The organism is Curtobacterium sp. MCLR17_044 (assembly GCF_003234435.1).
Classification (GTDB): Bacteria; Actinomycetota; Actinomycetes; order Actinomycetales; family Microbacteriaceae; genus Curtobacterium; species Curtobacterium flaccumfaciens.
On the sequence record NZ_QKTC01000002.1, the window covers coordinates 144,092 to 157,403 of the forward strand.

The 13,312-nt window shown below is 71.0% G+C and carries 15 protein-coding genes; 9 read left to right on the forward strand and 6 right to left on the reverse strand.

Annotated elements, in window-relative coordinates; all coding sequences use genetic code 11:
- Positions 1–60 precede the first annotated feature (60 nt).
- The 6 genes from DEJ04_RS02365 to DEJ04_RS02390 all read left to right on the forward strand — a co-directional run bounded on the left by DEJ04_RS02365 (position 61) and on the right by DEJ04_RS02390 (position 7,729).
- Complete coding sequence (locus tag DEJ04_RS02365) at positions 61–1,146, forward strand: ABC transporter permease (protein ID WP_111046126.1); 1,086 nt, start codon at positions 61–63, stop codon at positions 1,144–1,146.
- Positions 1,143–1,817, forward strand: coding sequence for an ABC transporter ATP-binding protein (locus DEJ04_RS02370; RefSeq protein ID WP_111046127.1), 675 nt, complete (start codon positions 1,143–1,145; stop codon positions 1,815–1,817). The genes DEJ04_RS02365 and DEJ04_RS02370 overlap by 4 nt, the downstream gene beginning before the upstream one ends.
- Positions 1,818–1,925: 108 nt before the next feature.
- The gene (locus tag DEJ04_RS02375; protein ID WP_171907747.1) at positions 1,926–3,494 is read left to right on the forward strand and encodes a UDP-N-acetylglucosamine 1-carboxyvinyltransferase; all 1,569 of its coding nucleotides are present in this window, start codon (positions 1,926–1,928) and stop codon (positions 3,492–3,494) included.
- Between the two features lie 213 nt (positions 3,495–3,707).
- Complete coding sequence (locus tag DEJ04_RS02380) at positions 3,708–4,838, forward strand: DUF475 domain-containing protein (protein WP_111022843.1); 1,131 nt, start codon at positions 3,708–3,710, stop codon at positions 4,836–4,838.
- Positions 4,839–4,995: 157 nt separating this feature from the next.
- Entirely contained in the window at positions 4,996–6,597 is a 1,602-nt protein-coding gene (locus tag DEJ04_RS02385) for a Na+/H+ antiporter (RefSeq protein WP_111046166.1), read from the forward strand.
- A 265-nt stretch (positions 6,598–6,862) separates the two neighbouring features.
- Positions 6,863–7,729 carry a pentapeptide repeat-containing protein gene (locus tag DEJ04_RS02390; RefSeq protein WP_111046128.1) on the forward strand — a complete coding sequence of 289 codons (867 nt, stop codon included), beginning with the start codon at positions 6,863–6,865 and terminating at the stop codon, positions 7,727–7,729.
- 17 nt (positions 7,730–7,746) lie between these two features.
- Here the strand turns inward: DEJ04_RS02390 and DEJ04_RS02395 are convergent, their stop codons facing one another.
- Positions 7,747–8,694, reverse strand: coding sequence for a GlxA family transcriptional regulator (locus tag DEJ04_RS02395; RefSeq protein ID WP_111046129.1), 948 nt, complete (start codon positions 8,692–8,694; stop codon positions 7,747–7,749).
- A 115-nt stretch (positions 8,695–8,809) separates the two neighbouring features.
- Here DEJ04_RS02395 and DEJ04_RS02400 point away from each other — a divergent pair, with 115 nt between their 5' ends.
- The 3 genes from DEJ04_RS02400 (at position 8,810) to DEJ04_RS02410 (ending at position 10,101) form a co-directional block, all read left to right on the forward strand.
- A complete protein-coding gene (locus tag DEJ04_RS02400) occupies positions 8,810–9,445 on the forward strand; it encodes an isochorismatase family protein (RefSeq protein ID WP_111046130.1) in 636 nt (211 codons plus the stop codon).
- Between the two features lie 89 nt (positions 9,446–9,534).
- Positions 9,535–9,690: a hypothetical protein gene (locus tag DEJ04_RS02405; protein WP_017887460.1), complete on the forward strand. Its 156-nt coding sequence runs from the start codon at positions 9,535–9,537 to the stop codon at positions 9,688–9,690.
- A gap of 120 nt (positions 9,691–9,810) precedes the next feature.
- The gene (locus DEJ04_RS02410) at positions 9,811–10,101 is read left to right on the forward strand and encodes a helix-turn-helix transcriptional regulator (protein WP_111046131.1); all 291 of its coding nucleotides are present in this window, start codon (positions 9,811–9,813) and stop codon (positions 10,099–10,101) included.
- Between the two features lie 25 nt (positions 10,102–10,126).
- Here DEJ04_RS02410 and DEJ04_RS02415 read toward each other — a convergent pair whose 3' ends face one another.
- The 5 genes from DEJ04_RS02415 to DEJ04_RS02430 all read right to left on the reverse strand — a co-directional run bounded on the left by DEJ04_RS02415 (position 10,127) and on the right by DEJ04_RS02430 (position 13,289).
- Complete coding sequence (locus DEJ04_RS02415; protein ID WP_111046132.1) at positions 10,127–10,816, reverse strand: cation diffusion facilitator family transporter; 690 nt, start codon at positions 10,814–10,816, stop codon at positions 10,127–10,129.
- Positions 10,798–11,124 carry a helix-turn-helix transcriptional regulator gene (locus DEJ04_RS02420; RefSeq protein ID WP_111046133.1) on the reverse strand — a complete coding sequence of 109 codons (327 nt, stop codon included), beginning with the start codon at positions 11,122–11,124 and terminating at the stop codon, positions 10,798–10,800. The genes DEJ04_RS02415 and DEJ04_RS02420 overlap by 19 nt, the downstream gene beginning before the upstream one ends.
- Positions 11,125–11,202: 78 nt before the next feature.
- Positions 11,203–11,376 carry a hypothetical protein gene (locus DEJ04_RS18320; RefSeq protein WP_181437707.1) on the reverse strand — a complete coding sequence of 58 codons (174 nt, stop codon included), beginning with the start codon at positions 11,374–11,376 and terminating at the stop codon, positions 11,203–11,205.
- A gap of 223 nt (positions 11,377–11,599) precedes the next feature.
- On the reverse strand, positions 11,600–12,775 hold the full coding sequence (locus tag DEJ04_RS02425; protein ID WP_110863826.1) for a flagellar hook protein FlgE: 1,176 nt from the start codon (positions 12,773–12,775) through the stop codon (positions 11,600–11,602).
- A 70-nt stretch (positions 12,776–12,845) separates the two neighbouring features.
- Positions 12,846–13,289 (reverse strand): flagellar hook assembly protein FlgD, encoded by a 444-nt coding sequence (locus DEJ04_RS02430; RefSeq protein WP_111046134.1) that lies wholly within the window; start codon positions 13,287–13,289, stop codon positions 12,846–12,848.
- Positions 13,290–13,312: the final 23 nt, after the last annotated feature.

A 13,312-nucleotide genomic window follows, 5' to 3' on the forward strand; every position in this document is an offset into this window, starting at 1 on the left:
CGCGACGGCGAGGCTCGTCTGGACGGCAGGGAGCGTCCCCGCCGTCGGGAAGGAACCATCGTGTTCGTCGCTTGGCGCGACCTCCGATCCGCCCGTGGCAGGTTCGTGCTCATCGGGTCCGTGGTGTCGTTGATCACCCTCCTGGTCGGCTTCCTCGCCGGCCTGACCGGCGGCCTCGCCGCGCAGAACGTGTCCGCGGTCCTCGGCCTCCCCGGGAACCGGCTCGTCCTGCAGGAGCCCTCGACCGGGCAACCATCGTTCTCGCAGTCGACGATCGACGCCGCGACGGTGTCCGCGTGGCGGGAGTCCTCCGGCGTCGAGCACGTCACGCCGATCGGGATCGCACAGGGGCGCGCCGCCGTGCACGCCGAAGCCGCACCAGCGGTCGCCGTCGCCCTGTTCGGCGTCCCACGGGGAGCCCCCACGTCGACGGTGACCGACCTTGCTCCGAGGTCCGACGACACGGTGGGCCTGTCCGCTGGCGCAGCGAAGGACCTCGACGTCGCCGTCGGGGACGCCGTCACGATCACCGGGACGACCTACCGGGTCGCCACCGTCGGTGGAGACGCCTGGTACAGCCACACCCCCGTCGTCGCACTCTCCCCGACGGCGTGGGCGTCGACCGACCGGCGCCTCGGCGGGGACGGCGAAGCGACCGTGCTCGCCGTCTCCGGTTCGCCAGACTGGGGCAGCACGGCGGACCGCACGCACACCGTCGCCGCGTCACCGCTCGCCAGCCTCACCGCGCTCGAGACGTTCAAGTCGGAGGTGGGGTCCCTCGGACTCATGATCGTGATGCTCTTCGGAGTCTCCGCGCTCGTCGTCGGGGCGTTCTTCACCGTGTGGACGCTGCAGCGTGCCGACGACATCGCCGTCCTGAAGGCCCTCGGCGCCTCCGACGCGTCGCTCGTCCGCGATGCCCTCGGCCAGGCACTCGTCGTCCTGGCCGCGGGCGTCGGGGTCGGGATCGGTCTCGTGTCGGTCCTGGGGACGTTCGCGAACGGTGTCCTGCCGTTCCTGCTCAGCCCGCTCACCACCCTGCTGCCGGCCGCCGTGATGGTCGTCCTCGGCCTCGCCGGTGCCGCCGTCGCACTCCGCACCGTCACCAGGGCCGACCCCCTCACCGCACTCGGGAGCAACCGATGATCACCCTCGACGACGTCACCCTCACCTTCCCCGACGGCGACTCCCGCATCACGGCGGTGGACCGCGTGTCCCTGACCGCTCCGAGCGGGGTCGTCACGGGCATCACCGGGCCCTCCGGCTCCGGGAAGTCCTCACTGCTCGCGGTCGCGGCGACCCTGATCCGCCCGGACTCCGGGCACGTGTGGATCAACGACGTCGACGCAGCGACCCTGAGCCGGAACGAGGCGACGACGCTCCGCCGCAGACAGGTCGGCATCGTGTTCCAGCAGTCGAACCTCATCGAGTCGCTCACCGCTCGGGAACAGCTGCTCGTCATGGCGGAGCTCGGCGGCGGCCACCGAGACCGGACCGCGGTGCGCACCCGTGCCGATGCGCTGCTGGCAGCGGTCGGTCTCGCCGAGCACCGCGGCAAGCGACCCGCGCAGCTCTCCGGCGGCCAGCGGCAACGGGTCGCCATCGCCCGAGCCCTGGTGAACACCCCGTCCGTCCTGCTCGTCGACGAACCCACCAGCGCGCTCGACCAGGAGCGAGGCGCCGAGATCATGGCGCTTATCGCGCGCCTCACGCACGAGCAGGGCACGGCGACGATGCTCGTCACGCACGATCTCGTCCACCGCGACGCGCTCGACCGCCTGGTCACCGTCGTCGACGGCCGCCTGACCGATGCCTGAGCGTTCGTCCCCCGAAATTCCCAACTGTGACGTATTCGAGACCTCGGGACGCGCAACGGGTGTCGATCTTCCACTGGTTTATCTCATGAGCGTGTTAGCGTGGCGCGCATGACCGACACCACCACCGTCGTCTCGCCGGCATCTCCGGCGACCGCAGCACCCCTCCGTGAGGTCGGCGCCCTGATCCGGGGCGCCCGCAAGGGCCGCAGCATGACGCAGGCCCAGCTCGCCGAACGCGTCGGCACCAGCCAGAGCGCCATCAACCGCATCGAGCAGGGCGGGCAGAACCTGTCCCTCGAGATGCTCACCCGCATCAGCGACGCCCTCGACCAGCAGATCGTCTCGATCGGCGGCGCCCCGCAGCGTGCCCACCTGCGCGTGCAGGGCGGCCGGAAGCTCAGCGGCTCCATCGCGGTGAACTCGAGCAAGAACGCCGCCGTGGCGCTGCTCTGCGCCTCGCTGCTCAACCGCGGCGTGACCCGTCTGCACAAGGTCGCCCGGATCGTCGAGGTCGACCGCATCATCGACGTGCTCCGCAGCCTCGGCGCGAGCGTCACCTGGTCGGAGGACGGCGAGACCCTCGAGATCGTCGCCCCCGACGACCTACACCTCGACGCGATCGACGCCGACGCCGCCCGCCGCACCCGCAGCGTGCTCATGTTCCTCGGCCCGCTCAGCGGCCGGTACGAGTCCTTCCGCCTGCCCTACGCCGGCGGCTGCGACCTCGGCACCCGCACGGTCGAGCCGCACCTCATCGCGCTCCGTCCGTTCGGCGTGGACGTCGAGGCGACCTCCGGTTGGTACGAGGTCGACGTCGCGAACCAGGCCGTCCCCACCAAGTCGGTCGTGCTCACCGAGCGCGGCGACACCGTGACCGAGAACGCGATCCTGGCCGCCGCGGCCCGCGACGGCGAGACCGTCATCCGGAACGCCAGCCCCAACTACATGGTGCAGGACCTCTGCTTCTTCCTCGAGCTGCTCGGGGTGCAGATCGAGGGCATCGGCACCACCACGCTCCGCATCACCGGCAAGAGCAAGATCGACGAGGTCGTGGACTACTGGCCGAGCGAGGACCCGGTCGAGGCGATGAGCCTGCTGACCGCGGGCATCGTCACCGCGTCGACCCTCACCGTGACCCGTGCACCGATCGAGTTCCTCGAGATCGAGCTCGCGACCCTGGCCGAGATGGGCCTGCGCTTCGACGTCACCGAGGAGTACGCCGCCGCCAACGGCCGCACCCGCCTCGTCGACATCACGGTGTACCCATCCGAACTGCACGCGCCGATCGACAAGATCCACGCGATGCCGTTCCCCGGCCTGAACATCGACAACCTGCCGTTCTTCGTCGTCATCGCGGCCATGGCCGAGGGCACCACGCTCGTGCACGACTGGGTCTACGAGGGCCGGGCGATCCACCTGCTCGACCTCACCCGCCTGGGCGCGAGCGTCACCCTGCGTGACCCGCACCGCCTCGACGTGACCGGTCCGACGCACTTCTCGGGCGCTGAGATCAGCTGCCCGCCGGCGCTGCGGCCCGCCGTCGTGATCCTGCTGGCGATGCTCGCGGCGAAGGGCGAGAGCGTCCTGCGCAACGTCGGCATCATCGCCCGTGGCTACGAGCAGCTGCAGGAGCGCCTCAACTCGCTCGGCGCGTCCATCGAGACGTTCCACGACTGACGCTGAACCCCCGCAAGACACCGGTGTTCGCCGGTTGAACACGCGCAGACCGCGGTTCAGCACGCGAACACCGGTGTTTTGCGTTTCCCCCGACGGCCCGTCCCCGCAAGTGGGGACGGGCCGTCACCCGTTCTGCGGGGTCCCCACGGGCCTCCAGGCCGATGCCCAGGAGCGCTCCATGCGCCGCCCAGCCCGACCGTGCTGGATGGGCAGATGGCCACGAGATCACTCCTGACCGTCCCCCTGCTCATCACCGTCGCGGCCGCCGCGGCGGCCTGGCTGGTGCTCGGCCCCGCCGCAGCGCTCGCCTTCGTCGCCCTCGCGTTCCTCGAGATCGCGATGGCCGCGGACTCGTCCGTGCCGATGGCCGGCATCGCCGGCCGGCTGCACTCCCCCGCCCGGCGGCTGTTCCTGTCGCTCGGGATCGTCGCGGGCGTGCTCGCGATGCGCCTGCTCCTGCCGCCGGCCGCCGTCGCGGTCGGTGACGCGACCGACCCGGCGAGCTCGGTGGAGGAAGCCGTCTTCGCGCCCGGCTCGTTCTCCGCGCACCTGGCCGAGGTGCGTCCGGCCCTCGCCGCCTTCGGCGCCGCGTTCATCTGGCAGGTCTTCGCCGAGTACTTGTTCAACACCGACCGCGCGTCCCGCAGGTCGTGGCTGGGCAGCCTGGAGGCGCGACTCGCCTCCGTCGCGCGCCCCCGCGTCTGGTCGCTGGTCACCGCTGCGACGGGGGTCGTCGTGACCTCCGTGCTCGTCGGGTCGCGTTCCGGCTGGGCCGCCGGTGCGCTGTTGCCGGTCGCGCTCGGTGGGGTGGCCGGCATCGCCGCGTACCTCGTGTCGAAGCGGACCGCGGCGTGGGCGCTTCGCAGTGGCCCCGGCGGCGGGTCGGACACGGCGTCGATCGGCGTGGGCCGGGGAGCCTGGCGCATCCACCTGTACGCGTCGACGGTCGTGTTCGAGCGGGGGCTCGTCGTGTTCATGCTGTTCGAGATCCTCGACGGCGTGTACAGCCTGTCGGGGTCCGGGCCGCTCGGGTCGGACGGGCTCGGGGCGCTCGAGCAGGCCGCGGTCGCCATCGGGGCGATCGGGGTGGGCGCGGTGTTCCTGGCCCGCCTGACCTCGCGGGTCGACCAGGCTGCGGGGCTCAAGCGGCTGCGGTACCTGAAGGCCGGGGCGGCGTACGTCCTCGGGGTGCTGTCGGTGCTGCTGTGGGCGAGTCTGCTCGTGCCGATCCCGGGCGTCGTCGTGGGGTGGTTCGGGACCGTCGTGATCGGTTCAGCGCTGGTGAGCTCCCTGCCGTGGCGCGCGTGGTGGCGGCGGGTGGTGCGGCGGCCGCGGGCGGTGTGAGCGGCGGCTCGTGACGCGTCGTGCGCTGTGGTGCGGCGCGTCGTTCGGCTGTGCGCGGCGCGTCGTCCGGCTGTGTGCGGCGCGTCGTCCGGCTGTTCTGGAAGGATCCACCGTGGATCGGCGTTGACTGGCGGGTCGGACGACGATCGGAGTGCACGTGCTGGGACCGGAACTGGTGGTCGTGCTCGGCCTCGCCATCGCACTGACGGCGGCCGTGGCCGACCGAATCCGGATCGCACCACCCGTGCTGCTCCTGGTCTTCGGCGCGCTGCTCGGGCTCGTGCCGGAGTTCGCGGACGTCGAGCTCCCCGCCGAGGCCGTGCTGCTGCTGTTCCTGCCGGCGCTGCTCTACTGGGAGAGCCTGACGACGTCGCTCCGCGAGATCCGGAAGAACCTGCGCGGCATCGTCCTGATGGGCACCCTGCTCGTCGTGGTGACCGCCGGTGCCGTCGCCGTCCTGCTGCACCTGCTCGGGATGCCGTGGGGACCGGCCTGGGTGCTCGGCGCCGCGGTCGCCCCGACCGACGCGACCGCGGTCGGCGTGCTCACGAAGATGCTGCCCCGGCGGAACGTCACCGTGCTCCGCGCCGAGAGCCTGGTGAACGACGGCACCACCCTCGTCGTCTACGGCATCGCGGTGGCCGTCACCGTCGGCACGCAGGAACTCACGTTCTGGGGCGTGTCCGGCATGCTCGTCCTGTCCTACATCGGCGGGGTCGCCGCCGGGCTCGCCGCCGCCTGGATCGGGACGATGGTGCTGCGGCGCGTCGACACCGTCGTGCTCGAGAACCTCGTCACCCTGCTCGTGCCCTTCGCAGCCTTCCTGGCCGCCGAGGCCATCGGTGCCTCCGGCGTGCTGGCCGTCGTGGCGGCCGGCATCGTCGTCAGCCAGGTCGGTCCCAAGCTCGACCGTGCCGAGACCCGCCAGCAGGTGCGCGCGTTCTGGTCGTTCCTGACCTTCCTGCTCAACGGCGCACTCTTCGTCCTGGTCGGCATCGAGGCGATGGTCGCCGCACGCGCACTCGACCCCGCCGACCTGCTGCGCGGGACCGGGATCGTCTTCGCGGTCGCGGTGCTGCTCGTCATCGTGCGGTTCGCGTTCCTCAACGCCGCGGGCGGGACCATCTGGCTCGTCACCCGACGCACCGGTGGAGAACCCCGCGAGGGGCACCGCGACCGGCTCGTCAGCGGGTTCGCCGGGTTCCGGGGCGCGGTGTCGCTCGCCATGGCCGTCGCCGTGCCGCGCACCCTCGAGTCCGGCGGTGACTTCCCCGAGCGGGACCTCATCGTCTTCGTCACTGCCGGCGTGGTCATCGTCACGATCGTCGGGCAGGCCCTCGTGCTGCCGGCCGTCCTGCGTCGCGCCGCGCTGCCCGAGGACGAGTCCGTCAGCGAGGAACGTCGCTACGCCGAACGCACCGCCATCGAGGAGGCGCTCGATGCACTCCCCCGTCTCGCACGGGCGACCGGAGCCGATCGTGCCACCGTCGATCGCCTGCGGAAGGAGTACGAGGCGCACCTCGACGTGATCGAGGCCCGCGAAGGGGACGACGACGACCACCCCGCGCTGCAGCGGCACGACAACGCGGTCGCCCTCGAGCTCGCACTCGTCCAGCACAAGGCGAACACCCTGTTGCGCCTGCGGGACGCCGACGAGATCGACGACCTGGTGCTGCGTCAGGTGCGCGCCGGGTACGACGCGGAAGAGGCGCGGCTGGACGGCATCGAATCGGTAGCGTCACCGCCCACGTCGTCGTAGGGCGGCCCCGGGCACACCTGGTCGAATCGGGCGTACCCGGTCGGTCGTTCCGATCAGGTATGCCCGTTTCCGGCTCCCGTCGCAGCGGGAACGCTAGCCTGGCCGCAGTGGTCCTCCGTCTCTCTCGGTGACCCACCGGTCACCCAGCACCACCGGCTCGCCCCGCCGACGCGCGGGGGTGGTCTCGTGCGCCCGGACGGGGAACTCCACCAGGAGTTCCCCCGCCCGCGGCACACCATCCAGACCACCAGAGGAAGACCACTCCATGACGACCACCGACCGGTCCGCCCTGCGCGCGGACTGCGGCAACTGCTTCGCGCTCTGCTGCACCGCCTTCGGGTTCCAGCGCTCCGCCGACTTCCCGATCGACAAACCCGCCGGCACCCCTTGCGGCAACCTCGCTGACGACTTCTCCTGCTCCATCCACGAGGCGCTGCGGCCGCGAGGGTTCCGGGGCTGCACCGTCTTCGACTGCTCCGGTGCTGGCCAGTACGTGTCCCAGACCCTCTACGACGGGGTCAGTTGGCATGACCACCCTGACTCCCGCGCGGAGATGTTCCGGGTGTTCCCGATCGTCCGCAGGTTGCACGAGATGCTCTGGCACCTCGCCGAGGCACAGGACCGTGCGGTGACCCCGGACTCGTCGGACGACGCTGCCTTCCTCGCGCAGGAGATCCGCCGAAGCCTCGACGCCGGTCGGCCGACGCTCCTCGCGCTGGACGTCGAGCCGCTGCACGCTCGAGTACGCGACGTCCTGATCGAGGTGAGCGCCGAGGTCCGAGGCCGGTACAACGCCGGTGCGGACGACGCTCCGGACGGCCTGTTGCGACCGGGGGCGGACCTCGCCGGGCGCGACCTCGGCGCACGGTCGCTGCGCGGGGCCGACCTGCGGGGAGCCACGCTGATCGCGGCAGACCTGCGCGGTGTCGACCTGTCCGGTGTCGACCTGCTCGGCGCGGACCTCCGGGATGCACGGGTCGACGGAGCCGACCTGTCCACGGCGGTGTTCCTCACACAGGCGCAGGTGAACGCGGCGCGCGGAGACGGCACCACGGCGCTGCCCCGTGGTGTCGATCGACCGACACACTGGCGGTCGACGGCCGCCCCGGTTTCGCCCACGGCGCCGCGCTGAGACCGCGGATCGGCCGGTCAGGGCCTCGCGTCGAACCTTCGGCGGTAGCTCGAGGGTGTGCTGCCGAACGCCACGGCGAAGTTCTGCCGCAGCGTGACCGGGTTGCCGAACCCGCACGCTGCGGCGATCCGGTCGACGGGCAGGTCGGTGGTCTCGAGCAGCCGACGGGCCTCGTCCAGACGGCGACTCCGTACCCAGGCCGCCGGCGTGGTGCCGGTCGACGCCTTGAAGGCCCGGACGAAGCTGCGGCGGCTCATGTGGGCCGCCGCAGCGAGTCGGTCGACGCCGAGCTCCTCGTCCAGGTGCTCCACCGCCCAGGCTGATGCCGTCGCCACCGGGTCGTCGCCCCGATGCTGCACGACCGGCCGCTCGATGTACTGGGCCTGCCCGCCTTCGCGGTGCGGCGCGACGACCAGGCTCCGCGCGACCCGGTTCGCTGCCTCGGCGCCGAGCCGCGTCCGCACAACGTGCAGGCACGCGTCCAGCCCGGACGCCGTGCCCGCCGAGGTCAGCACGTCACCGTGGTCGACGTAGAGCACGTCGGCGTCCACGGTGACGTCGGGGTGTGCGGCGGCGAGCCGGTCGACCTCGCGCCAGTGCGTGACGGCGCTGCGTCCCGCGAGGAGCCCGGCACCGGCGACCGCGATCGACCCGAGGCACAGACCGACCACGACCGATCCCCGCGCGTGCGCGTCGACGACCGCCCGTTCCGTCGGTGCCGGCAGTCGGGTGCCGTCGTCGGTCCAGGACGGCACCACGACCAGGTCGGCGTCCGCCGTGGCGTCGAGCCCCTGCACGGGACCGAGCGTCAGCCCCTCGGCGGTCCGGACCGAACCGCGCCGGTCGGAGAAGACGACGGTCTCCCAGTCGGCGAGCCCGAGCCGGGTGACCTCGTCGAACACCATCTGCGGGACCGACAGGTGGAACATCGTGATGCCGTCGAAGGCGTAGATGGCGATCCGCACGCGGGACTCCTCCGGTTTGGCCTGGATCCATCGTACCGACGCACGCGTGCCAATCGCACCGAGCGCATCGACGGACGAGGATCGTCGAGTACGCCCACCGACCCAAGGAGCTCCCGTGTCCGATCCCCAGCGCGCCCTCGTCCTCGTCGACATCCAGCTGGAGTACTTCAGCGGTCCACTCGAGGTCCGGTTCCCGCCCGTCCGCGACGCGCTCGCGCAGATCACGACCGCGATCGACGCCGCGACGGCTGCCGGCACGCCGATCGTCGTCGTCCAGCACACCGCCGGTGACGCTGCGCCGGTGTTCAACCCGACGACGGAGGCGTTCGCCCTGCACCCCGAGATCGAGCGACGACGGACGCCCCAGTGGCATCAGATCACGAAGCAGTTCAGCTCCGTCTTCGCCCACACGGACCTGCTCGCCTGGTTGCAGGAGCGGTCGATCGACACGGTCACCCTGGTCGGCTTCATGACGAACAACTGCATCATCGCCTCGGCAGCCGAGGCGGAGGCGCTCGGCGTCTCGGTCGAGGTGCTGTCCGACGCGACCGGCGCGATCAACATCGTCAACGCCGGCGGGGCCGTGTCCGCCGAGACGGTGCACCGCACGCTGATGGCGTTGTTGCAGTCGAACCTCGCCGCGGTCGCACCGACCGCGGAGTGGACGTCGGCACTCACCGCCGGAGTCGCGATCCCCGGGGACGCGCTGCCGACGTCGGCCGTCGCGGGAACCCAGCGGTTCCCGGGCTGACATCCGTTCTCATCTATAAATGTATTGCTACTTCTGCATATGTGATCTACGCTGAGGGCATCCCAACCGACGATCAGCAGGAGGTCACCATGGCCGAGCACGAGAACAGCGCAGAGCACACCGTCGCCGAGCACACCCACCAGGACGGCTGCGGCCACGAGACGGTCCAGCACGAGGACCACGTGGACTTCGTCCACGACGGCCACAAGCACGCCCAGCACGGCGACCACTACGACGAGCACTGATCCCCTGATCAGCGCAGGCCCGTGATCAGCACCGATCGACGGACCTGCACGACGGCCCCGACGCACCGCGCCGGGGCCGTCGTGTTGCATGCACGTATGCGCGTGCGCTTACATGAGTCCATGTCAGACGGGATCGAAGCAGCAGCCGAACTCTTCAAGGCGCTGTCCTCGCCCGCCCGACTCCGGATCCTGTCGGCCTTGATCTCCCAGCCTTCCGACGTCGGCTCCCTCGCCGACGCGACCGAGCTGTCGCAGCCCCTGGTGTCCCAGCACCTCCGCACGCTGCGGCTCGCGGGCATCGTGCAGGTCGAGCGCATCGGGCGGAACGCCGTCTACTCGCTGCACGACGAGCACATCGCGCACATCGTCGGTGACGCGGTCAGCCACGTCCGCGAGACCGAAGCCGACTGAACCGCCGGCCGCGGGCAGAGTTCGTTCAGCAGCAGTCGCAGCCGTCGCCCTCGCGCTCCCCCGTCAGCGCCGACACCGGCTGCTTGCACGCGTCGCCGCGCCAGGCTTCAAGTCCCTCGCGCACGGCGAACACGACCACGACGAGTCCTGCGAGCGGATCGGCCCACCACCAGCCGAACAGGCTGTTCGCCAGCAGGCCGAGCAGCACCGCCGCCGACAGGTAGCTGCAGATCAGCGTCTGCTTCGAGTCGGCGATCGCCGACGCCGAACCGAGTTCGCGTCCGGTCCGCCGTTCGAGGAGGCTCAGGAACGGCATGACGGCCAGGCTCACCGCGGCCAGGACGATGCCGACCGGACTGTGCTCCGGCGACCGGACACCCGTGAAGGTCAGGACGGCATCGACACTGACCACGACGGCGAGCCCGAAGAACGAGACCGCGATCACCCGCAGTGCCGTTCGTTCCCGGGCCTCCGGGTCGCGCCCGGCGAACTGCCACGCGACGGCCGCTGCCGACAGGACCTCGACGATCGAGTCGAGCCCGAAGCCGATCAACGCGGTGGACGAGGCAACCGAACCAGCGGCGATCGCCACGGCGGCCTCGATCACGTTGTAGGCGATGGTCGCCGCGACGATCCACCTGATCCGTCGCCGGAGCACGCCGACACGAGCCGGTGCGAGCGACACCGCAGCCGTGGTCACCGCTCCACCTCGCATCCGTCGTCGTCGGCGACGTCCACCGCCAGCACCACGTCGACCAGGGACTCGAGCGCGCGGGTGAGGTTGCGGTCCGCGATCTCGTAGCGGGTCCGACGGCCCTCGGGGACGGCGACGACGATCCCGCAGCCGCGCAGGCACGCCAGGTGGTTCGACACGTTCGTCCGCGTCAGCTCGAGTTCCTCGGCGAGCCGCGCTGGGTAGCCGGGTGCGTCGAGCAGCCGGAGCAGGATCCGCGCACGCGTGGGGTCGGAGAGCGCCCGCCCGAGACGGTTCAGCACGTCGTACCGCGAGGCAATGGTCAGCATGCGCTGACCATACATCGAGCCGCGCCCAGACCGCCAGCGATCCGGACGACACGTCACGCCCTCGGACAGCGCTCGGGCTCAGACGTCCGAGAGCCCCCGCCCGGTCAGCGCGTCGTTCCAGCTCGTGCGGCCGCCGCGAGCACGCGACTCGTGCACGCCGTCGTGGCCGCGTGGTCGATCACACCGCCAGCGGTCGAAGACGCTGCAGCATCGGTGGTCGGACTGGGGGTCGGTGTCGTGGTTCTCGCGCATCGCACCGATGAGACGTGGCGACGCACCCTTTCGTCACGAACGGTCGCCGAACTCCCTGCACCACGAACGATGGTGAGCAGGAACGGTCGAGTCCCCCTTCAGTACCCGACCGTTCCTGCTCACCAAACGCCCGCGACGCGACGCGAGACGCGAGCGCAGCGCCCGCGACGCGAGCGCAGCGCCCGCGACGCGAGCGCAGCGCCCGCGACGCGAGCGCCCGCGCCTAGCGCTTCAGGTTCGTGAGCTCCTGCAGCACCTCGTCCGAGGTGGTGATGATGCGGGCGTTCGCCTGGAACCCGCGCTGCGCGACGATCAGGTTCGTGAACTCCTGCGACAGGTCGACGTTCGACATCTCGAGCGTCCCCGCCGCGAGCGAACCGACGCCCGCCGAGCCGGGGCCGCCGACCGTCGCCCCGCCCGAGTTCGCCGTGGCGCGGTAGCCCGACGCCCCGGTCTTCTCGAGGCCGGCCGGGTTGGCGAACGTGGCGAGGGCGATGCGACCGAGCGCGAGCGACGCACCGTTCGAGAACGTGCCGGTGACGGTGCCGTCCTTCGAGATCGAGTAGCCCTGCAGCGCGCCGGCCTCCCGGCCGTTCTGCGAGCCGATCGCCGCGGTGTTGAGCGAGGCGAACCCGGTCAGGTCGCCCATGTCGACCCGGATGCCCCCGACGGCGAGGGTGCCGCCGGCGGTCAGCTTGCCGTCTGTGCCGAAGGTCAGCGAGGTCGTCGCCGTGGTGCCCTGGCCGTTGCGCCCGGTGACGTCCCAGCCGTCGGCGGTGCGCGTGTAGGCGAGGGACATCGTGTGCTTGGCACCCGAGGCGTCGTACACGGTGGCCTCGCGGGTGATGGTCTGGCCGACGGCGGTCTCGGACGGCAGGTTGCCGGCGACGGTGGCGGCGGTGGTGCGGACCGCCGGGGCCGCTGCTTCGAGCGGCAGCGTGATGTCGGACAGCTGTCCGTTCTCGTTGACGACGCCGTTCGTGGCCGGGTAGCCCTGCACGATCTTGCCGTCGGCGGTGACCAGGCGGCCGTTCGCGTCGAAGTCGAACGCACCGGCACGGGTGTAGACGGTGTCGTTGCCCAGGCGGGTGACGAAGAAGCCGTCGCCCGAGATCATCAGGTCGGTCGCCTTGCCGGTGGCCTGCGCCGAGCCCTGCGAGAAGTTCGTGGAGACGCCGGCGACCTGCACGCCGAGGCCGATCTGGGCCGGGTTCGTGCCGCCGATGCCGGTCTGCGGTCCGCCGGCGCCCTGGGTCATCTGCGACAGGGTGTCCTGGAACACGGTGGTCGACGACTTGAAGCCGACGGTGTTCACGTTGGCGATGTTGTTGCCGGTGACGTCGAGCATCTGCTGGTGGGAGCGGAGGCCGGAGATCCCGGAGTAGAGCGAGCGGAGCATGGTGCGTCCTTTCGGAGAGGCAGGAAGAGCGAGGAAGTACGAGGGAGTACGAGGAAGGAACGAGCGGGCGTCAGGACGCCGGAGCGGTGGTGGTGATGCCGGAGATCACGTCGAGAGCGACCTCCTTCCCGTTCACGGTGACCGTGGGGACGCTGTTCGCGTACGACACGGCCGAGGCGGTCCCGGTGACGGACTTGCCCGAGTCGGCGTCGTTGTAGCTGACCTGCTTGCCGACGAGGTTCGCTGCGGCGATGCGCATCTGGAGCGAGAAGTTCTCGTTCCCCGTCGTGGTCTGGTTGGTGATCTGCTCCATCATCGCGAGCTGCGTCTGCTGGCCGATCATCTGGTTGGTGTCCATCGGCGAGGACGGGTCCTGGTTGCGCAGCTGCGTGACGAGCAGCTTCATGAAGACCTCGGAGTCCATCGTCTGGGACTTCTGGGCGGTGGAGTTCGCGGCGAGGGCCGCGGCCTGCGCGGTCGGGTCGACGCTGCCGGTGATGCCGTCGATGGGCATGGTGCGTTCCTGTTCGTGAGCCG